The 19,250-nt window shown below is 59.6% G+C and carries 20 protein-coding genes; 17 read left to right on the top strand and 3 right to left on the bottom strand.

Annotated elements, in window-relative coordinates; all coding sequences use genetic code 11:
- Window positions 1-17: 17 nt before the first annotated feature.
- Window positions 18-914 carry a LysR substrate-binding domain-containing protein gene (locus CX511_RS20340; protein WP_045189706.1) on the bottom strand — a complete coding sequence of 299 codons (897 nt, stop codon included), beginning with the start codon at window positions 912-914 and terminating at the stop codon, window positions 18-20.
- A gap of 106 nt (window positions 915-1,020) precedes the next feature.
- Between CX511_RS20340 and CX511_RS20335 the strand changes: the two genes are divergently transcribed.
- The 8 genes from CX511_RS20335 to rpoS all read left to right on the top strand — a co-directional run bounded on the left by CX511_RS20335 (window position 1,021) and on the right by rpoS (window position 8,183).
- Complete coding sequence (locus CX511_RS20335) at window positions 1,021-2,133, top strand: S-(hydroxymethyl)glutathione dehydrogenase/class III alcohol dehydrogenase (RefSeq protein WP_101292630.1); 1,113 nt, start codon at window positions 1,021-1,023, stop codon at window positions 2,131-2,133.
- 8 nt (window positions 2,134-2,141) lie between these two features.
- Window positions 2,142-2,990 (top strand): S-formylglutathione hydrolase, encoded by an 849-nt coding sequence (gene fghA, locus CX511_RS20330; RefSeq protein ID WP_045189710.1) that lies wholly within the window; start codon window positions 2,142-2,144, stop codon window positions 2,988-2,990.
- Window positions 2,991-3,067: 77 nt separating this feature from the next.
- A complete protein-coding gene (ispF, locus tag CX511_RS20325; protein ID WP_045189712.1) occupies window positions 3,068-3,541 on the top strand; it encodes a 2-C-methyl-D-erythritol 2,4-cyclodiphosphate synthase in 474 nt (157 codons plus the stop codon).
- Window positions 3,538-4,596, top strand: a complete 1,059-nt coding sequence (gene truD / locus CX511_RS20320) for a tRNA pseudouridine(13) synthase TruD (RefSeq protein WP_101292628.1) — start codon at window positions 3,538-3,540, stop codon at window positions 4,594-4,596. Before ispF ends, truD begins: the two co-directional genes overlap by 4 nt.
- The gene (gene surE / locus CX511_RS20315; protein WP_101292626.1) at window positions 4,584-5,333 is read left to right on the top strand and encodes a 5'/3'-nucleotidase SurE; all 750 of its coding nucleotides are present in this window, start codon (window positions 4,584-4,586) and stop codon (window positions 5,331-5,333) included. The genes truD and surE overlap by 13 nt, the downstream gene beginning before the upstream one ends.
- Window positions 5,333-6,010 carry a protein-L-isoaspartate(D-aspartate) O-methyltransferase gene (locus CX511_RS20310; protein WP_045189718.1) on the top strand — a complete coding sequence of 226 codons (678 nt, stop codon included), beginning with the start codon at window positions 5,333-5,335 and terminating at the stop codon, window positions 6,008-6,010. The genes surE and CX511_RS20310 overlap by 1 nt, the downstream gene beginning before the upstream one ends.
- A gap of 179 nt (window positions 6,011-6,189) precedes the next feature.
- A complete protein-coding gene (locus CX511_RS20305) occupies window positions 6,190-7,068 on the top strand; it encodes a peptidoglycan DD-metalloendopeptidase family protein (protein ID WP_101292624.1) in 879 nt (292 codons plus the stop codon).
- A 107-nt stretch (window positions 7,069-7,175) separates the two neighbouring features.
- Window positions 7,176-8,183 (top strand): RNA polymerase sigma factor RpoS, encoded by a 1,008-nt coding sequence (rpoS, locus tag CX511_RS20300; protein WP_045189722.1) that lies wholly within the window; start codon window positions 7,176-7,178, stop codon window positions 8,181-8,183.
- Between the two features lie 1,140 nt (window positions 8,184-9,323).
- Here rpoS and fdxA read toward each other — a convergent pair.
- Complete coding sequence (fdxA, locus tag CX511_RS20295) at window positions 9,324-9,647, bottom strand: ferredoxin FdxA (RefSeq protein ID WP_045187823.1); 324 nt, start codon at window positions 9,645-9,647, stop codon at window positions 9,324-9,326.
- A gap of 140 nt (window positions 9,648-9,787) precedes the next feature.
- On the bottom strand, window positions 9,788-12,355 hold the full coding sequence (gene mutS, locus CX511_RS20290; RefSeq protein ID WP_101292184.1) for a DNA mismatch repair protein MutS: 2,568 nt from the start codon (window positions 12,353-12,355) through the stop codon (window positions 9,788-9,790).
- A gap of 159 nt (window positions 12,356-12,514) precedes the next feature.
- On the opposite strand from mutS, the gene CX511_RS20285 reads away from it, so the two are divergent.
- The 9 genes from CX511_RS20285 to CX511_RS20245 all read left to right on the top strand — a co-directional run bounded on the left by CX511_RS20285 (window position 12,515) and on the right by CX511_RS20245 (window position 19,241).
- Window positions 12,515-13,258 carry a LexA family transcriptional regulator gene (locus tag CX511_RS20285; protein WP_045187820.1) on the top strand — a complete coding sequence of 248 codons (744 nt, stop codon included), beginning with the start codon at window positions 12,515-12,517 and terminating at the stop codon, window positions 13,256-13,258.
- 478 nt (window positions 13,259-13,736) lie between these two features.
- Window positions 13,737-14,102, top strand: coding sequence for a phage holin family protein (locus CX511_RS20280; RefSeq protein ID WP_045187818.1), 366 nt, complete (start codon window positions 13,737-13,739; stop codon window positions 14,100-14,102).
- Between the two features lie 2 nt (window positions 14,103-14,104).
- Window positions 14,105-14,623 carry a hypothetical protein gene (locus tag CX511_RS20275; RefSeq protein ID WP_045187816.1) on the top strand — a complete coding sequence of 173 codons (519 nt, stop codon included), beginning with the start codon at window positions 14,105-14,107 and terminating at the stop codon, window positions 14,621-14,623.
- A complete protein-coding gene (locus tag CX511_RS20270) occupies window positions 14,620-15,180 on the top strand; it encodes a phage baseplate assembly protein V (RefSeq protein ID WP_045187814.1) in 561 nt (186 codons plus the stop codon). Before CX511_RS20275 ends, CX511_RS20270 begins: the two co-directional genes overlap by 4 nt.
- Before the next feature lie 41 nt (window positions 15,181-15,221).
- Window positions 15,222-15,419 (top strand): hypothetical protein, encoded by a 198-nt coding sequence (locus CX511_RS20265; RefSeq protein ID WP_101292185.1) that lies wholly within the window; start codon window positions 15,222-15,224, stop codon window positions 15,417-15,419.
- 4 nt (window positions 15,420-15,423) lie between these two features.
- On the top strand, window positions 15,424-15,750 hold the full coding sequence (locus tag CX511_RS20260; protein WP_101292186.1) for a GPW/gp25 family protein: 327 nt from the start codon (window positions 15,424-15,426) through the stop codon (window positions 15,748-15,750).
- Window positions 15,747-16,628, top strand: a complete 882-nt coding sequence (locus CX511_RS20255) for a baseplate assembly protein (protein WP_045187809.1) — start codon at window positions 15,747-15,749, stop codon at window positions 16,626-16,628. The genes CX511_RS20260 and CX511_RS20255 overlap by 4 nt, the downstream gene beginning before the upstream one ends.
- A 1-nt stretch (window position 16,629) precedes the next feature.
- Window positions 16,630-17,232 (top strand): phage tail protein I, encoded by a 603-nt coding sequence (locus CX511_RS20250; RefSeq protein ID WP_045187807.1) that lies wholly within the window; start codon window positions 16,630-16,632, stop codon window positions 17,230-17,232.
- Window positions 17,232-19,241 (top strand): phage tail protein, encoded by a 2,010-nt coding sequence (locus CX511_RS20245; RefSeq protein WP_231353331.1) that lies wholly within the window; start codon window positions 17,232-17,234, stop codon window positions 19,239-19,241. Before CX511_RS20250 ends, CX511_RS20245 begins: the two co-directional genes overlap by 1 nt.
- The last annotated feature ends 9 nt before the right edge of the window (window positions 19,242-19,250 follow it).

Below are 19,250 nucleotides of genomic sequence, written 5' to 3'. Positions count from 1 at the left end.
CTGCCGAGCCTGTGCTTTCAGGTAACTCGGTATTCAGGCAATCCAGCCAGTCCCTCGCGCAGATAGTCCACCAGCTTGCGCACCTTCGGCGAGAGATGCCGCTGCTGCGGGTACAGCGCCCAGACCGCGGTATTAGGGGGTTGCTGAGCCTCAAGCAGCGATACCAGAGCGCCTGCTTTGAGGTGCTCCAGCACGTAATAGTCCGGCAACTGACACAAGCCCATGCCCTGCAACGCGGCATCCAGCACTGCTTGCCCGCTGTTGCAACGCCAGTTGCCTTGAACCCGAACACTCTGCTCGCGACCTTCGTGCTGCAGTGTCCAGCTGTCCGAACTGCCGATCAGGCAATTATGCCGCACCAGTTCCGACACGCTGTGCGGTCGGCCGTAACGCTCCAGATAGGCCGGTGAGGCACATAGGTACATACGCCGCGGTGCCAGGCGGGTGGCAACCAGGCGCGAGTCTTGTAGACGGCCCAGGCGAATGGCCAGGTCCATGCCCTCGTGCAGCAGGTCGAGGGTGCGATTGCTCAGTTCGATGTCCACGCGCAATTGCGGGTACAGCGCCATAAAGCGCGTCACCAACGGCACAATGAAGCGCTCGCCATAGGCCACTGCACAGGTCATGCGCAGCAGCCCTTTGGGTTCACTGGTGAGATCGCCCATCGCGCGCAAGGCTTCCTCGCGGCCATCCTGCAAGCGCTGGCAGTGCTGCAGAAAGGTCTGCCCGGCTTCGCTCAAGGTCACCTTGCGCGTACTGCGATAGAGCAGACGGGTTTGCAGGCGATCCTCCAGTCGGGCGATCTGGCGGCTGATATGCGAAGAGGAAACGCCCAGGCGCTCGGCCGCCGCGGTGAATTGGCCTGACTCAGCCACCGCGACAAACTCGTCGATACCTTCCCAGCGGCTGCTCATTGATTATCCCTGCATGGCAATAATGTTTTGTCTTCGTCAGGATTATTAATCAAATGATGATGAATTACACTTCGAGCTTGAACTGACCCCTTGCTGGAGAAGATTGATGATCAAGTCCCGTGCCGCTGTTGCCTTCGAGGCCAAGAAACCGCTGGAGATCGTCGAAGTCGACGTGGCCATGCCCAAGGCTGGCGAAGTGCTGCTGCGCGTTGTCGCCAGCGGTGTCTGCCACACCGATGCCTACACCCTGTCCGGTGCGGATCCTGAGGGTATCTTCCCGTCGATTCTGGGGCACGAAGGTGGCGCCATCGTTGAAGCAGTAGGTGAGGGCGTGACCTCGGTTGCCGTCGGTGACCATGTGATTCCGCTGTATACCCCTGAGTGCGGTCAATGCAAATTCTGCCGCTCCGGCAAAACCAACCTGTGCCAGGCCATTCGTGCCACTCAGGGCAAGGGTCTGATGCCTGATGGCACCACACGTTTCTCCTACAAGGGCCAGCAGCTGTTCCATTACATGGGTACCTCGACCTTCTCCGAGTACACCGTGCTGCCGGAAATCTCCGTGGCCAAGATCCAGAAAGAAGCCCCGTTGGAAAAAGTCTGCCTGCTCGGCTGTGGCGTCACCACCGGCATTGGGGCGGTGCTCAATACCGCCAAAGTCAAGGCGGGTGACACCGTGGCGATCTTTGGCCTGGGTGGCATTGGCCTCTCGGCAATCATCGGTGCAGTCAAGGCCAAGGCGTCGCGGATCATTGCCGTCGACATCAACCCGGATAAATTTGAAATCGCCAAGCAACTGGGCGCTACCGATTGCATCAACCCCAAGGACTATGATCGTCCGATTCAGGAAGTCATCGTTGATCTCACCGATGGCGGCGTGGACTTCTCGTTCGAATGCGTTGGCAACGTGCAACTGATGCGCGCAGCCCTGGAATGCTGCCACAAGGGCTGGGGCGAGTCGGTGATCATCGGCGTTGCCGGTGCCGGCCAGGAAATTGCCACCCGTCCGTTCCAGCTGGTCACCGGCCGGGTCTGGCGTGGTTCGGCGTTCGGCGGCGTACGCGGGCGCAGCGAGTTGCCAAGCTATGTGGAAATGGCGGAAAAGGGCGAGATTCCACTGGATACCTTCATCACCCACACCATGGGCCTGGAAGACATCAACAAGGCTTTTGACCTGATGCATGAAGGCAAGAGCATTCGCAGCGTCATCCACTTCTGAGGTTTGTCATGAGCCTGGAAAACATTTCCTGTCAGAAAAGTTTTGGTGGCTGGCACAAGCGTTACCGACACCGATCCCAGGTGCTCGGTTGCGATATGGTGTTTGCTGTCTACCTGCCGCCGCAAGCGGAACAGGGGGAGAAGTTGCCGGTGCTGTACTGGCTCAGTGGCCTGACCTGTACCGATGAGAACTTCATGCAGAAGGCTGGCGCGCACAGGCTGGCTGCCGAGTTGGGGCTGATCATTGTTGCCCCGGACACTAGTCCGCGTGGGCCGCAAGTACCGGGCGATGCGGACGGTGCCTGGGACTTTGGCCTCGGGGCGGGTTTCTACCTTAATGCCACTGAGCAGCCCTGGGCTCAGCATTACCGCATGCACGATTATGTGGTGCAGGAGCTGCCCGCACTGATCGAAGCGCATTTCCCTGCGTCCGATCGCCGGGGTGTCAGCGGTCACTCCATGGGCGGCCACGGCGCACTGGTGTGCGCGTTGCGTAATCCGGGGCGTTATCAGTCGGTATCGGCATTCGCGCCGATCAGCAATCCGATGGATTGCCCCTGGGGTCAGAAGGCTTTTTCGCGTTATCTGGGTGAGGATCGGACCCGCTGGCGTGAATGGGATGCCAGTGTGCTGATTGCTGAGGCCAAGGAGCGCCTGCCGTTGCTGGTTGATCAAGGTGATCGAGATGATTTCCTCGAAAACCAGCTCAAACCTCAGGTGCTGGTACAAGCGGCAAAGGCGGCAGATTACCCTCTGGCGTTGCGTCTGCAGCCAGGCTATGACCATAGCTACTACTTCATTGCCAGCTTTATTGATGAGCATTTGCGCCATCATGGGGTGGCCCTGGGTTTGTTGTAGGCACTGTCCTACAAATCAGCCAAAGGCCCGGCAAAGCAGGTAGAATCACGCCCTGACTCAATCAGGGCGTTTTTTTTATGCGTATTGGCCACGGCTACGATGTGCACCGCTTCGCGGAAGGCGATTTCATCACCTTGGGTGGGGTGCGCATTGCGCACAGGTTCGGGCTGCTGGCCCATTCCGATGGCGACGTGGTGCTGCACGCCCTGAGCGACGCTTTGCTGGGTGCTGCAGCGCTGGGTGATATCGGCAAGCACTTTCCCGACACGGACCCCCAGTTCAAAGGTGCTGACAGCCGAGTGCTGCTGCGTCATGTGGTCAAGATCGTCCAAGGCAAAGGTTGGAAAGTCGGCAACGTCGACGCCACCATTGTTGCTCAGGCGCCGAAGATGGCCCCACACATCGACACCATGCGTGAGCTGATTGCGCAAGATCTGCAGGTTGAACTCGACCAGGTCAACGTCAAGGCCACCACCACCGAGAAGCTCGGCTTCACCGGTCGTGAGGAGGGCATTGCCGTCCACGCCGTTGCCTTGTTGTTGCCAGCATGACCGAACTTGAGCTTTTAGGGCCGCGTGCATCCGGTCCGGCGTTGGGTAGCGCCATTCTCAAAGCCACCGCCGAAGACTTTCAGGTGGATGAAGTCCTCGACATCCCGTTGTCTGGCACTGGCGAGCATCTGTGGTTGTGGGTCGAAAAGCGCGACCTCAATACTGAAGAAGCTGCTCGTCGCCTGGCCCGCGCCGCTGGCGTGCCGCTGCGTAGCATCAGCTATGCTGGCCTCAAGGACCGTCAGGCCCTGACCCGTCAATGGTTCAGCCTGCACTTGCCGGGCAAGGCCGACCCCGATCTGAGCGCCGCCGAGAATGAAACCTTGAGCATCCTCAAGCGCACCCGGCATTCGCGCAAGCTGCAGCGGGGCGCCCATTCGGCCAATGGCTTCACCCTACGTCTGACCGGCCTGAACGCTGATCATCCGGCGTTGGATGTACGTCTTGAGCAACTGCGCAGCCATGGCGTACCCAATTATTTCGGCAGCCAGCGTTTCGGCCATGAGGGCGGCAATGTTCATGATGCCCGTGGCTGGGCTGAGCGCCAGGCACTGCCAGAGCAGCGCAACGTGCGTTCACGGCTGCTCTCCAGTGCCCGTAGCTATCTGTTCAACCAGGTGCTGGCGCAACGTGTGGCCGATGGCAGCTGGCAGCGTGCTCAGGTGGGTGACCTGTTGGCCTTCACCGATAGCCGTAGCTTTTTTCCGGCAGGCGAAGCGGAGTGTTCTGATCCACGCCTGGCCATCCTCGACCTGCATCCCACCGGGCCGCTGTGGGGAGAAGGGGCATCGCCCGCTGGCGGCGTCACCGCTGAACTCGAGCAACGCATTGGCGAGCAGCACGCATCGTTGTGCCAATGGCTGGCTCGCGCGGGCATGAATCACGAACGGCGCATCCTGCGACTGCCCATTGGCGGTCTGACGTGGCATTATCCCGAGCCTGATATTCTGCAACTGGAATTCGTCCTTCCGGCCGGATGCTTTGCCACCGTAGTGGTGCGCGAGCTTGTTGATCTGGTGTCGGCAGGGCAGACGGACAGCCCATGCGTATTCTGATTTCGAACGACGACGGGGTCACCGCACCCGGACTCGCCGCGCTGCATGCTGCGCTGGCGGACTATGCCGAATGTGTGGTCATTGCCCCGGATCAAGACAAGAGCGGCGCCAGCAGTTCGCTGACGCTCGACCGACCGCTGTGCCCGCAGACTCTGGCCAATGGCTATATCAGTCTCAACGGTACGCCGACCGATTGCGTGCACCTTGGGCTCAATGGCCTGCTGGAGCACACGCCGGACATGGTGGTGTCGGGGATCAACCTGGGAGCAAACCTGGGCGATGATGTGCTGTATTCCGGCACTGTGGCCGCCGCTCTTGAAGGACGTTTCCTGGGCGGAACCTCGTTCGCCTTTTCCTTGCTCTCGCGCTTGCCTGACAACCTGCCGACTGCCGCGTATTTCGCCCGCAAACTGGTGGAGGCGCACAAGACGCTGGAATTGCCGCCGCGAACAGTGCTCAATGTGAATATCCCCAACTTGCCGCTGGAGCACATTCGCGGCATCCAGTTGACGCGCTTGGGGCATCGCGCACGCGCGGCCGCGCCGACCAAGGTGGTCAACCCGCGGGGGAAAGAAGGTTACTGGATCGCCGTCGCTGGAGATGCCGAAGATGGCGGTCCAGGCACGGATTTTCATGCGGTGATGCAGGGCTATGTCTCGATCACCCCGTTGCAACTCGACCGCACTTTCAACGAGGCCTTCGAGCGTTTGGATGGTTGGCTGGAGGGGCTGCTCTGATGCGTGAACAGGAGGATCTGATGCGCCATGGTATCGGTTTTACCTCGCAGCGAACCCGTGAGCGGTTGATTCAGCGATTGATTGAGGAAGGCGTCTCCAACCCCAACGTACTCGACGTACTGCGGCGTACGCCACGCCACCTGTTTGTCGACGAGGCGTTGGCTCACCGTGCCTACGAAGACACGGCGCTGCCAATTGGTAACAACCAGACGATTTCCCAGCCGTTCATGGTCGCGCACATGAGCGAACTGCTGCTTGAGGCTGGCCCGCTGGACAAGGTGCTGGAGATCGGTACCGGCTCGGGTTATCAGACGGCTATTTTGGCGCAATTGGTCGAGCGGGTGTTTTCCGTGGAACGCATCAAGGTGCTGCAGGATCGCGCCAAGGAACGTCTGACCGAGCTCAACCTGCGCAACGTGGTGTTTCGCTGGGGCGACGGCTGTGAGGGCTGGCCGGCACTGGCACCGTACAATGGCATCATCGTTACGGCTGTGGCTGCGGAAGTCCCCCAGGCCTTGCTTGATCAACTGGCCCCAGGTGGCCGGATGGTCATTCCGGTAGGCGCGACAGGGGAAACCCAGCAACTGATGCTGATTGTGCGTGAAGAGCATGGGTTCTCGCGACGGGTGCTAGGCGCAGTGCGCTTCGTCCCACTGCTGACCGGCCCGCTGGCCTGATCCAGACTTTTTTTCGCAGCAGGCGAATTCCTCCGCTATTGCTCTGTCTATCTGGCGGACTCGCCTATTCTGTCAGGGTTCACATTTTGCCAGCGCTCAGCGTCCGCAAGGCGCATGCGCTCGGTTATAATTGCAACAATATTGCATTTCACAGCAGTCACCATGAGAGGGAGCGGCGGGTGGGTCACACATTCATTCAGCAGTGCAGGGGATTTTCGCGCTTCAAGCTTCTGCTGATTGCACTTGCTGTCGGTTCGCTGCTGTCGGGTTGCTCCAGCACGTCCTCGAACAACGCCCGGGTGGTGGACCGTAATGCACCGGTTGCCAAGCGCCCAGTGGTCACCAGCGGTCAATACGTGGTACGCCCTGGCGACACCCTTTACTCCATCGCCTTTCGCTATGGCTGGGACTACAAGGCCCTGGCTGCACGCAATGGCATCGGACCGCCCTATACCATTCGCGTCGGCCAGCCGATTCGTTTCGATGGCCGCTCCACTGCACCGGCAACGGGCAGTGCGACGGTCGTGAGCCGTTCGCAGTCGTCTTCTGGCAGTAGCACCGTTACCCGTCGCCCGGCAGGAACACCTGCCCCGGCAAGCAAGCCAGCGAGCCCTGCGCCGGCTCCTGTAACCAGCACTGCGACGTCAACCCCAGCGCCAGTTCAGGTTCCCTCTGCAGAGCGTGCGGTGGGTGGCTGGGGGTGGCCGGCCAGCGGCGTGCTGATTGGTAAATTTGCTTCAAACGGTAGTTTGAATAAAGGCATTGATATCGCCGGTGATTTGGGACAGCCTGTTTTTGCTGCGTCTGATGGTTCAGTTGTCTACGCCGGGAGTGGCTTGCGGGGCTACGGCGAGTTGGTAATCATCAAGCACAGCGACACCTACGTCAGTGCCTACGGCCACAACCGCAGGCTTTTGGTTCGGGAGGGACAGCAGGTCAAAGTTGGGCAGACAATTGCCGAAATGGGTTCCACGGGCACAGACCGGGTGAAGCTGCATTTTGAGATTCGCCGTCAGGGCAAGCCTGTTGATCCGCTGCAATTCCTGCCACGTCGTTGATTGCTAGTACCCGGCCTGTTCCTCGCGTAGAGGGGACAGGCTCCAGCGTTGCCAGGGATATTGGCGCCGCTTGAGTCTGAGTTCGAACTCAGCAAAGGACTATAACAATGGCTCTCAGTAAAGAAGTGCCGGAGTTTGACATCGACGATGAGGTTCTCCTGATGGAGACCGGCATCGTTTTGGAAACGGACGCGGTGTCAGACGAACCTGCTGTATCTACGGTTCGGACCAGGGCTAAACAAGGCTCTACGCTCAAGCAGCACAAGTACATCGATTATACTCGGGCACTTGATGCAACCCAGTTGTACCTCAATGAAATCGGTTTTTCGCCTTTGCTTTCGCCAGAGGAAGAGGTTCATTTTGCGCGGCTGTCGCAAAGTGGCGATCCGGCGGGGCGCAAGCGAATGATCGAAAGTAACTTGCGTCTGGTGGTGAAAATCGCCCGGCGTTATGTCAATCGCGGGCTTTCGCTGTTGGACCTGATTGAAGAGGGCAATCTGGGGTTGATTCGCGCGGTCGAGAAGTTCGACCCTGAGCGGGGTTTCCGTTTTTCTACCTACGCCACTTGGTGGATTCGGCAAACCATCGAACGGGCGATCATGAACCAGACCCGTACCATTCGCTTGCCCATCCATGTGGTCAAGGAACTTAACGTATACCTGCGTGCAGCTCGCGAACTGACCCAGAAGCTCGATCACGAACCGTCCCCGGAAGAGATCGCCAGCCTTTTGGAAAAGCCGGTGGGCGAGGTCAAGCGCATGCTCGGGCTTAACGAGCGGGTGTCGTCGGTGGATGTGTCCTTGGGGCCAGACTCCGATAAAACACTGCTCGATACCCTGACCGACGATCGTCCCACCGATCCTTGCGAGCTGCTCCAGGATGATGACCTGTCCCAGAGCATTGACCAATGGTTGAGCGAGCTGACCGACAAGCAACGCGAAGTCGTGATTCGTCGATTCGGCCTGCGTGGGCACGAAAGCAGTACGTTAGAAGATGTGGGGCTGGAAATTGGCCTGACCCGTGAGCGGGTTCGCCAGATCCAGGTCGAAGGCCTCAAGCGTCTGCGTGAGATCCTCGAGAAGAACGGCCTGTCCAGTGAGTCGCTGTTCCAGTAAGCATTGCTTGCAGCAAAGAACGCCTCGATATGATCGAGGCGTTTTTGTTTGTGTCTTGGCGAAGCGCTGCCGACGGATATGTCCTCTTGTTACTGGGGAAACATGCAGATTTAGCCGAGAGCCCCAGCCATTGTTGGCACAGTTCTTTTCTGTGTAAGACTTCGCTTACTTGTTATGTAAGCCTTCGCTATAGGTTTTAGTAAATCGTTGTCGCTTTCAATGTGAGTTTTTTTGTATGGCATTGATAAATAACGCATTTGTTATTTGTTTCAGTAAGGTTTCTGCAGCTTTTTGAGAGCTTTGACCCGTTGCCGTAAATTCTCTGGGCGGTACTATCTAACTGTGTCTACGGACTGACACAGGCCTTCAAGGAAGAGGGTCAAGGACATCGCAGGATGCGATTCATCAGGATGATGACAGGGAACGCAGGGACTACGGAAAAAATGTGGGCGGGTTAAACCGCCCCTTTTTTTTGGGTTTTTCCCGGATTATCGGGGGAAGATGCTTTTGGGTTTGGGTTTGGGTTTGGGTTTGGGTTTGGGTTTGGGCTTGGGGGCTTATCCATTCGATGCGGCGATGCTGCCGGCCCCTTCCGCCCTTACGGCGGCCTACTTTTTTCTTGGAAAAAGTAGGCAAAACCGCTCGCTCCTGCATACGGCCCTACGCTGCGCTTCGGGTCCCCTCGCTCCGGCACCCTCCGGGGCCACGCGGCCTACGACTTGCTCCGCCAAGTCTCCGTCTCGCGTCTTCGGCTAACGCCGAAGGTGCTACGCACTGCCCCTACAGGTACCTCCACTCGGCCTCCTGAAGTCGCAGACTGCGGCGCATGAACTTGCGCGTATGAAGATCAAGTGCAGTGCAGTGCAGTGCAGTGCAGTGCGAGGTATTGCACTGTTTTGGGAGAGCTGGTCCTGCCAGCGATGCAGACACCGCGCAACACCTTTCACTGCATCGATACCATCGGTGGCAAGACCGGCTCCCACAATGGGGCCGCGGGCGTGCCTGCGATGGCGTTCAAAACGTGCGTTCGAAGATAACGCCAGCCCAGGCGCCGCCCGTAACCTCGCGACTTCAGGCGCGTAGGGCCCGCAGCAAACATGAAAAAAGGCCCTCGAAGGGCCTTTTTTGTGATCTTGGCGCTTAGCGTTCCAGATCGGCGATCTTGCCTGGCTTGCCATCCCACTCTGCAGCGTCGGGCATCGAGTCTTTCTTTTCAGTGATGTTCGGCCAGATATCCGCCAGCTCGGCATTGAGCTCGATGAAGTTTTCCATGCCGCTTGGCACTTCGTCTTCCGAGAAAATGGCGACGGCAGGGCATTCAGGCTCGCACAGCGCACAGTCGATGCACTCATCCGGGTGAATGACCAGGAAGTTCGGGCCTTCGTAGAAGCAGTCCACCGGACACACTTCTACGCAGTCGGTGTACTTGCACTTGATGCAGTTGTCGGTGACGACGAAGGTCATTTCTAATTCTCTCCTCAGGCGACGGCAGCGATACCCTTCCAGACAGGGTCGCTCGGTTTGGTCGTTCGGTTGCAGACCAGGCTAGTAATCTGCAGCAGCACCAAACCGCGCGGGATTCTATCAGCTTGTGTGGGCTCGCGTTATAACAGAGTCTTTAGTGTATAGAGCATTTCGATAGCTTGACGCGGCGTCATATTGTCCAGGTCAAGCTTCCCGAGCTTCTCGATGGCCGGGTGTGGCAGGCTGGCAAACAGGTCGCTTTGATGCGGAACATCTGCCGCACCTTTGGGCTGCACGGGCATTTCATGGGGCAGGCTGGCGGTTTCCAGGCGGCCCAGGTGTTCACGCGCGCGCTGGATCACCGGTGTTGGTACCCCGGCGAGCTGCGCCACGGCCAAGCCGTAACTCTGGCTGGCAGGCCCCGGCAGCACATGGTGGAGGAACACGATGCGTTCGTTATGCTCGGTGGCGTTGAGGTGGACGTTGGCCACCAGCGGCTCGCTGTCCGGCAGCACTGTCAGTTCGAAATAGTGGGTGGCGAACAACGTGTAGGCACGCAGTTGTGCCAGACGCTCAGCCGCCGCCCAGGCCAGGGACAGGCCGTCGAAGGTGCTGGTGCCACGGCCGACTTCGTCCATCAGCACCAAGCTGCGCTCGGTCGCGTTGTGCAGGATGTTGGCGGTTTCGCTCATCTCGACCATAAAGGTCGAGCGCCCACCGGCCAGGTCATCGCTGGAGCCGATTCGGGTGAAAATCCGATCGACCAGCGACAGCTCGCAGCTGGCAGCCGGCACGAAGCTGCCGATATGCGCCATCAGCACGATCAGTGCGGTCTGACGCATGTATGTGGATTTACCGCCCATGTTCGGGCCGGTAATCACCAGCATGCGAGTATTGTCGTCCAGTGCCAGGTCGTTGGCCACGAATGGCGTGGTCAGCACTTGCTCGACCACCGGGTGGCGGCCTTGGCTAATGCGCATGCATGGCTCGTCAACGAACGACGGGCAGTTCAGGTCCAGGTTCAGCGCGCGCTCGGCGAGGTTGCTCAGCACGTCCAGCTCGGCCAGGGCGGCGGCGGTGTCCTGCAGCGGTGCCAAGTGACCGATCAGGGTTTCCAGCAGCGCGTCGTAGAGCATCTTCTCGCGAGCAAGCGCGCGGCTCTTGGCTGACAGCGCCTTGTCTTCGAAGGTTTTCAGCTCCGGGGTGATAAAACGCTCGGCGCCCTTGAGGGTCTGTCGGCGAATATAGTCAGCAGGCGCCTGCTCGGCTTGTTTGCTCGGCAGCTCGATGAAGTAGCCGTGCACCCGGTTGTAGCCCACTTTGAGGTTGGCAAGGCCGGTACGGGCTTTTTCCCGTGCTTCGAGGTCGATCAGGAACTGGCCGGCGTTCTCGCTCATGGCCAGCAGTTCGTCCAGTTCGCTGTCGTAGCCGGTCTTGAGGACGCCGCCATCGCGGATCACCGCCGGCGGGTTGTCAATAATGGCTTTTGCCAGCAGGTCAGCCAGTTCCGGGTAGGTGCCGGCGATGGCCGCCAGCAAGGCCAAGTGCGGCGCTTCCAGCTCGGCCATGGCGTTCTGCAGCTCGGGCAGGGCACCAAGGGCATCGCGTAGGCGTGCCAGGTCGCGAGGACGGGCGTTACGCAAACCGATCCGGGCAAGGATCCGCTCGATGTCGCCGATTTCCTTGAGCTGCGGCTGCAGCTTTTCAAAACGGTAGCTGTCGAGCAGGCAGCGAATCGAGCCTTGGCGCGCTTGCAGTACTTTCAGGTCGCGCAGCGGGCGGTTCAGCCAGCGGGTCAGCAAGCGGCTGCCCATGGCGGTTTGGCAGCGGTCGATGACCGACTGCAGGGTGTTGTCGCGGCCGCCTGCGAGGTTCACGTCCAGTTCGAGGTTGCGACGGCTGGCGCCGTCGAGCACCACGGTATCGTCCAGTCGTTCGTGCTTGAGGCTACGTAAGTGCGGCAGGGCAGTGCGCTGGGTTTCCTTGGCGTAACCGAGCAGGCAGCCGGCTGCGCCGATGGCCAGGGTCAGCTTCTCGCAGCCAAAGCCTTTGAGGTCTTGGGTTGCGAATTGCTGACAGAGGCTCTTGCGTGCCGAGTCACGGTCAAAATCCCAAGGTGCGCGACGGCGGGCGCCACGGCGCTTCTCGGCCGGCAGGCCTTGTGGCCAGTCATCGGGGATCAACAGCTCCACCGGGTTGATGCGCTCAAGCTCAGCCAGCAGGTTCTCCCAGCCCTTGATCTCCAGCACCGTGAAGTTGCCGCTGGTGATGTCCAGCACCGCCAGGCCGAACAGGCGCTCGTCACCGAGTACGGCCGCGATCAGGTTGTCGCGGCGCTCATCTAGCAGCGCCTCGTCACTGACTGTGCCGGGGGTGATGATGCGCACGACCTGGCGCTCCACCGGGCCTTTGCTGGTGGCCGGGTCGCCGATCTGTTCACAGATCACCACCGATTCGCCCAGCTTCACCAGCTTGGCCAGGTAACCTTCGGCCGCATGGAAGGGGATGCCGCACATGGGAATCGACTGGCCAGCTGACTGGCCACGGGCCGTCAGGGTGATGTCGAGGAGTTTTGCGGCCTTCTTCGCGTCTTCATAGAAGATCTCGTAGAAGTCGCCCATGCGGTAGAACATCAGTTGATCTGGGTGCTGGTTTTTCAGCTTCCAGTACTGTTGCATCATCGGGGTGTGTGCGGAAAGATCGCTCATTACAGAAACTTGGCTCGCAGTGTCGTTTAGACCAAAGGCAAGCGGGCAATGGTACAGGGATTTTGCAGGCGATGCCGAGGCCAAGCGCGGCGCTGCGACCATTTTTCCATGCATTTTCGTGCATATCGGCAATTGCAATTGAGCTAAACCGGTTGCATTATGCACGTTATGCAAAAACGCAACGTAGCATCCGTCTTAAGAGCATTGCTCGACCGTCACGGTATCTCCCCCACGGAGCTGCACCGGCGTACCGGCGTGCCGCAATCAACCCTGTCGCGCATTCTCAGCGAGAAGATCGTCGATCCTTCCGATAAGCATGTGTCGAAGATCGCCGAGTATTTCGGCGTGAGCACCGATCAACTGCGTGGTCGCGTTGAACTTGGCGAAAGCCGTGAGGCCACGCCCGCCCGCAGTCATGCCGAGTTGCGTGATATCAGCCTGTGGGATGATGACACACCGGTCGAGGACGACGAGGTGTCCATTCCGTTTCTTCGCGAGGTCGAGTTGGCTGCAGGATCAGGACGATTTGTCATCGAGGAAAGCGAGAAGGCCAGCCTGCGTTTCGGCAAGCGCAGCCTGCGCCACAACGGCGTGCAGTTCGACCAGGCCAAGTGCGTCACGGTGCGCGGCAACAGTATGTTGCCGGTGCTGCGTGATGGCGCCACGGTGGGGGTCAATGCCGGTAAGAGTGGTATTGGCGACATCGTTGATGGCGACCTCTACGCGATCAACCACAATGGCCAACTGCGGGTGAAGCAACTCTATCGCTTGCCTACCGGCATTCGCCTGCGCAGCTTCAACCGTGACGAACACCCGGATGAAGACTACAGCTTCCAGCAGATGCAGGAAGAGCAGATCAGCATCCTTGGCCATGTATTCTGGTGGGGCATGTACGCACGCTGATTCACCTGCTCTCCCCAAAACCCGCTTCGGCGGGTTTTTTTTCGTCTATGGAAAACCTCCCAAGCCCATACCAGACAAGGCCTACATGCATAGGTGCAAATTCTTATGCATAAATATTTCCATAAATGCATTGACTGCATATGCATCAATGCATAATCTCTGTCTCAAGCCGGTCGACACCGGCAGCAACAAAGGCAGCGATGAACAGGCCTGAACTGTTCAGAGGGTTGGCAACTGGCCCGGGTGTGCAGCGTAAAGCACCACAAGCAGTTATCCGGCGGGCAGGTGGCCGCGGCCGGAGGAACAATTAGAAGCGGAGTCGCCCAGCGCACCAGTCGTGGCGGGCGGTTCGACAACGCATTACTGAAAAGCCTGGGGAGGCCGGGCTTTTTGGAATGCCGAGTAATCGGCGCTTGAACAGTAGAACAACGCTCCGTGGCCTTAAGGCTAAGGAGCTAACAAACAAGGAGACAGGACAGTGACACATGAACAACAGACGTTGCTGGAAATACCGATCTGGTTGGTGATCGTCCTGGCATTGCTAGGCGGTGTGTCTGGCGAGATGTGGCGGGCGGACAAGGCAGGCACTTACGGGTGGGCGCTGGTTCGACGGCTGGTACTGCGCTCGGGCGCTTGCATGGTATGTGGTGTCTCGACCGTGATGCTGCTGTATGCCAGCGGCTTGTCAATCTGGACCGCCAGCGCTTTCGGCTGCCTTACCGCGATGGCTGGCGCGGATGTTGCCATCGGCCTTTATGAGCGCTGGGCGGCGAAACGATTGGGGCTGGAGCAACCGCAGGCGGGGAAGGCCGTTGATGCGCATGTGGGTAATCGGGAGGAGTGAACGTGAACGAATTGCAGACCTTGCACGAGGCCATCACCGCGACGATCAAATCCGCCATGCCTCAATTGCAAATCGTGGATGCCTATGCAATGGCGGCTCAGGATACGGCATTGCCTGCGCTGTTCCATTCCATTGCCGGTCTTAAGCCTGGAGTTGACCCAGGTGATGGTCGCTCGTGCATTGTGGCAATCATCGACGCGCGCATCCTGGTCGATGCCAGCCTTGCCCAGGCATCGTTGCAGGCAGCGACATTGGCGACTCAGTTGACGGTGCTGCTGCGCAAACAGTTCTGGGATCTGGACTTCGTCGAAGAGGCCAAAAATGTTCAGGGGCTACCGGTTCAAGCCGCGCCTGGTGCCCTCCACCCCGTTAGCTGGGTAGTGCAATGGGAGCAAACCCTGCACTTGGGCGACCCACAATGGCCATGGCCGGATGAGCCCGGTCCGATTGCCTTTGCCTTCAGCCCCGACACCGGTCCTGGTCATGAAGGCGGCTATCAGACGCCGGAGGAACTTCCATGAGTTACGCCAGTGCCATGCACGACCGCATGCTCGCCGGCCTGGTCATTCCTTGCCGAGTAGTCGCCGTTGATCTTGCCGCCGCCCGCGTGCGGGTTTCCGACGGTGCCGGCTGGACCAGCGCCTGGCTGCGCTGGCACAGCCAGGCCGCAGGCAAGGCCCGACACTGGCGTGTACCCAGTCTTGACGAGCAGGGGGTGCTGATCAGCCCGAGCGGCGAGCCTGCGCAAGGTACCTTTGTACCGGGCCTGTATGGCAATGCCGGCGCACCGCCAGACAACCGCGAGCATGTCGAGGTCTGGCGCTTCGACGACGGTGGCTCACTGACCTATGACTGGCAGGCTCGCAGCTACAGCATCGAATTGCCCACTGGCACCGTTACCGTAAAGGTCGGTGGCAGTTCGCTGGTGGTCAGTGATCAGGCTATCGACCTCAAGGCCGCCACCATAACCTTGACTGGTGCGGTACAGATCAACGGCCCGTTGCAGGTCAGTGGCGACATTCTCGGTGGCGGCAAGATCATCGATACCGGTGGCAACACCGCCAACCACAAACATTGAAACCAGCCCGCGCCGCGGGCTTTTTTTCGCCTGGAGCAAACATGGCTACTGCTAAAAAGAGCAACACCCAAGCATCCACTGCCGTGGTGTTTCGCGACACCCTCTATACCTCACGCGTCTTGATCCTGCCGGATGCCCGCTCGTTGCTCGTCAGCCGCGGGCAGGTCACTGCCCAGGCCGACGATGCCATCGCCCTGGCTTACCTGCAGGAGCATCCGCAGCTCAAACCGCAGGAGTAGCGCGATGATCGGAATGGATCGCCGGAGCGGCCAGCCGCTATCTGGCCTCGCCCATGTGCGCCAGTCCATTGAAGACATCCTCACCACCCCGCTTGGCAGCCGGCGTATGCGCCCGGACTACGGCAGCAAGCTGCGCCGCTTTGTCGACCTGCCGGTCAACGAAGGTTGGAAAAGCGCGGTGCAGGCTGAGGTGGCACGTTCCCTGGGACGCTGGGAACCGCGTCTGAAGTTGGAGCGGGTACGGGTGGTGTCGGTCATGGCGGGGCAAATTACCTTGCAGTTGAGCGGACAGTACCTGGGCAACAGCCAGATCCTGGAGGTGACGGCATGAGTAGTGTGGATCTTTCGGCGCTGCCCGCGCCGCAGGTGTTGGAAGACCTCGACTTCGAGACACTCTTCGAGGCTGACCTGGCGACCTTCCGGTCGTACATGGGCGACAACTGGGATGCAGCGCTGGAGAGCGATCCGGTTAGCAAACTGCTGGAGGTCGGCGCCTATCGCAAGCTGCTCAATCGAGCGCGGGTCAATGACGCCGCCAAGGCGCTGCTGCTGGCCTATGCCCAAGGCACAGACCTCGATCAACTTGCCGCTAATGTCCGCCTTGAGCGACTGGTGGTGCAGGCTGAAAACCTGAGCAATGTGCCGCCAACGTCCAAGGTGCTCGAAGCAGACGATGCCCTGCGTGAGCGGATTCAACTGGTCTACGAAGGCCTGACCACCGCAGGGCCACGCAATAGTTACATCCTGCATGCGCGCAATGCTTCCGGACAGGTGGCTGACGCCACCGCGCAAAGTCCTGCGCCTGCGCAGGTGGTGGTTACTGTACTGGCGCTGGAAGGCAACGGCAGCGCCGGGGCAGCGCTATTGGAGACGGTACGTCTCAAACTTAACGACGACGATGTGCGCCCAGTCGGCGATCGACTCACGGTGCAAAGCGCCGAGATCCTGCGCTACCGCATCGATGCCGTGGTGCACATGAGCGGCAGTGGCCCGGAAATCGAGGCGACTCTGGTCGAGTGCAAGCGTCGCTTGCAGGCCTGGGTCAATCCTCGACGGCGCCTGGGCGTTGAAGTGGCGCGCTCAGGGGTGGACGCTCAATTGCATATCAATGGTGTCAGCCGGGTTGATTTGAACAACTGGACTGATATCCGCCCGAGCATGGCGCAAGCAGCCTGGTGCGAAGGCATCAGCGTGACGCGGGGTGGCTGACATGAACAGCCTGCTCCCGCTCAACAGCACCGTCCTGGAACAGGCCGTCGAGGCCGCCGGTGTTGAAACTACCGACATTCCCCTGCGGGCGCTGTACAACCCTGACACCTGCCCGCCCCATTTGCTGCATCAACTGGCCTGGGCCTGGTCGGTGGACCGCTGGGACGAAACCTGGCCCGACACTATCAAACGCTCGATGATCCGCTCGGCGTTCTATGTGCATGCGCACAAGGGCACCATCGGTGCATTGCGGCGGGTGGTGGAACCGTTCGGCTATCTCATTGAGGTCATCGAATGGTTCGACAGCGTGCCCCAAGGCGTGCCGGGCACCTTCGCCCTCAAGGTCGGGGTATCCGACGCAGGGATCAGTGAAGAAACCTACCAAGAGCTGACGTGGCTGATCGACGACGCCAGGCCCGTCAGCCGCCACATGACCGGGCTGACCATCAGCCTGGAAACCGCCGGTGCCATTTACATGGCCAGCTCGATCCAAGACGGCGACACCCTCGACATCTACCCGCCAGCCGCCATGGACATCGTGGCGACCGGACGCATTGGGCGTGGTGGACGAGAGCACAGCATTGACTATATGGACATCTACTAATGGTCGACCAGACATCTCAGTTCTACGCGATCCTCACCAATGTGGGCGCCGCGAAACAGGCCAACGCCGATGCGTTGGGTATCCCTTGGAAAATTACGCAAATGGCCGTCGGTGATGGCAACCCGAGCGGCGTGGAGAATCCAGCGCTGCCTCAACCTGATGCGAGTTGGACCAGCTTGCTCAATGAGTGGCGCCGCGCACCGTTGAATCAATTGAAGGTCGACGATAAGGACAATTCAGTCATCGTCGCCGAGCAGGTGATTCCGGCCGAGGTTGGCGGGCGCTGGATTCGTGAGGTAGGCCTATACGATGCCGACGGCGATTTGGTGGCGGTGGCCAACTGTGCGCCGACTTACAAGCCGTTGCTCAATCAGGGCTCAGGTCGTACCCAGGTGGTGCGCATGAACTTGGTGGTGAGCAGTTCCAGCAATGTACAGCTCAAGATTGACCCCAGCGTCGTGTTGGCAACACGGGAGTACGTTGACGGGCGGACAGTGAGAGCGAGTCAGCCCGAGGCTGAGGCCGGTGCCGAAAACAGCAAAATCATGACTCCGCTGCGGGTATTTCAGGCGATTGCCAAAGTAGTGAGGCAAGCGACCGAAACCGCATTTGGCTGGGCCAAGGTGGCCACCCAGGCGCAGGTCAGTACGGGTACGGATGACGCCACGATGGTCACCCCGAAAAAGTTCAGGGTGGCGATGGCAGATATCGGATTGCTTACAGATGAAGCCCCTCACCTTGATACCTGTTTGAAGCATGTGACTACGGCCACTTACCGAGGCTATGGCTGGGGCAACCCGCTGAAAACGCTGGGCATCCCAGAAATGTTTACCGATCCGGCGCGGAACTCGCTGTTGGCTATCGCGGCCGAACGGGTCAGGGCAGACGCCACCATGTATCGGGTGTACGAGTTCACAACCGGGCATGAGTTTGAGGGCTATTACGGTACCGGCATGACCGAAATCAACTGGCGCAAGGTGCTCAGTGATGGTTACTCGGCCACTGAATCGGCCGTTGGCGGCGCCAAGCTGGCGAGCCAGGCGCAGGTAACAGCCGGAACGGATGACGCCACGATTGTTACGCCTAAGAAGCTACGAGCGGCTCAGGCCACTCAGGCCGAAGCTGAGGGTGGCACCGACAACACCAAGGTGATGACACCGCTGCGGGTGTCCCAGGCCATCGCCAAGGTGGTGAAACAGGCGACTGAAAGTGCCTTTGGTTGGGCCAAGGTGGCCACCCAGGCGCAGGTCAGTACGGGTACGGATGACGCCACGATAGTCACCCCGAAGAAGTTTAGGGTGGCGATGGCAGGTATCGGGTTTTTCACTGAGGAAGCGCCTCACCTTGATACCTGTTTGAAGCATATGACTACGGGTGTTTACCGTGGCTATGGCTGGGGCAACCCGCTGAAAACGTTGGGCATCCCAGAAATGTTCACCGATCCGGCGCGGAACTCGCTCTTGGCTATCGCTGCCGAACGGGTCAGGGCAGACACCACCATGTATCGGGTGTACGAGTTAACAACCGGGCATGACTTTGAGGGCCATTACGGTACCGGTATGACCGAAATCAGTTGGCGCAAGGTACTCAATGATGGTTACCCGGCCACTGAATCGGCCGTTGGCGGCGCCAAGCTGGCGAGCCAAGCCCAGGTGAACGCCGGAACCGACGATGCTTCTTTCGTAACGCCCAGGAAGCTTCGCTTCGGCTTCGCTGCGGGCCTGGCACCTAATGGCTACATTATTTTCCCGTCCTGGCTGGGCGGGCTGATCATCCAGTGGGGCGGCCATAACCATGGTGAGGCGGTTAACTACTTGGCTGTTAGTGTCCCCTTCAACATTGCGTTTCCCGAGGCCTGCTACAACGTGCAGTGTATTTCTGACGCGGGTACGACTACCTCCGACTTGAACGGGTTCAACCGTAACAATGTCGGCGTGACCATCGCGGGTCGGGATCCATCGATCAACGTTGTGGCGGGGACTCTGTACTGGTTCGCCATTGGTAAATGACTGGAGAGA

Source organism: Pseudomonas sp. S06B 330, assembly GCF_002845275.2.
Classification (GTDB): Bacteria; Pseudomonadota; Gammaproteobacteria; order Pseudomonadales; family Pseudomonadaceae; genus Aquipseudomonas.
The sequence above is the reverse complement of the archived record's forward strand: the minus strand, read 5'-3'. Positions and strand labels throughout refer to the sequence as shown.

What these genes read in the sequence shown, in the direction of transcription:
- CX511_RS20285 (WP_045187820.1), top strand. Translation starts at nt 12,515, where the DNA reads ATGCACGTTATGCAAAAACGCAACGTAGCATCCGTCTTAAGAGCATTG.
- CX511_RS20255 (WP_045187809.1), top strand. Translation starts at nt 15,747, where the DNA reads ATGAGTAGTGTGGATCTTTCGGCGCTGCCCGCGCCGCAGGTGTTGGAA.
- CX511_RS20260 (WP_101292186.1), top strand. Translation starts at nt 15,424, where the DNA reads ATGATCGGAATGGATCGCCGGAGCGGCCAGCCGCTATCTGGCCTCGCC.
- CX511_RS20335 (WP_101292630.1), top strand. Translation starts at nt 1,021, where the DNA reads ATGATCAAGTCCCGTGCCGCTGTTGCCTTCGAGGCCAAGAAACCGCTG.
- truD (WP_101292628.1), top strand. Translation starts at nt 3,538, where the DNA reads ATGACCGAACTTGAGCTTTTAGGGCCGCGTGCATCCGGTCCGGCGTTG.
- CX511_RS20340 (WP_045189706.1), bottom strand. Translation starts at nt 914, where the DNA reads ATGAGCAGCCGCTGGGAAGGTATCGACGAGTTTGTCGCGGTGGCTGAG.
- mutS (WP_101292184.1), bottom strand. Translation starts at nt 12,355, where the DNA reads ATGAGCGATCTTTCCGCACACACCCCGATGATGCAACAGTACTGGAAG.
- fdxA (WP_045187823.1), bottom strand. Translation starts at nt 9,647, where the DNA reads ATGACCTTCGTCGTCACCGACAACTGCATCAAGTGCAAGTACACCGAC.
- CX511_RS20270 (WP_045187814.1), top strand. Translation starts at nt 14,620, where the DNA reads ATGAGTTACGCCAGTGCCATGCACGACCGCATGCTCGCCGGCCTGGTC.
- CX511_RS20250 (WP_045187807.1), top strand. Translation starts at nt 16,630, where the DNA reads ATGAACAGCCTGCTCCCGCTCAACAGCACCGTCCTGGAACAGGCCGTC.
- rpoS (WP_045189722.1), top strand. Translation starts at nt 7,176, where the DNA reads ATGGCTCTCAGTAAAGAAGTGCCGGAGTTTGACATCGACGATGAGGTT.
- CX511_RS20310 (WP_045189718.1), top strand. Translation starts at nt 5,333, where the DNA reads ATGCGTGAACAGGAGGATCTGATGCGCCATGGTATCGGTTTTACCTCG.
- fghA (WP_045189710.1), top strand. Translation starts at nt 2,142, where the DNA reads ATGAGCCTGGAAAACATTTCCTGTCAGAAAAGTTTTGGTGGCTGGCAC.
- surE (WP_101292626.1), top strand. Translation starts at nt 4,584, where the DNA reads ATGCGTATTCTGATTTCGAACGACGACGGGGTCACCGCACCCGGACTC.
- ispF (WP_045189712.1), top strand. Translation starts at nt 3,068, where the DNA reads ATGCGTATTGGCCACGGCTACGATGTGCACCGCTTCGCGGAAGGCGAT.
- CX511_RS20245 (WP_231353331.1), top strand. Translation starts at nt 17,232, where the DNA reads ATGGTCGACCAGACATCTCAGTTCTACGCGATCCTCACCAATGTGGGC.
- CX511_RS20265 (WP_101292185.1), top strand. Translation starts at nt 15,222, where the DNA reads ATGGCTACTGCTAAAAAGAGCAACACCCAAGCATCCACTGCCGTGGTG.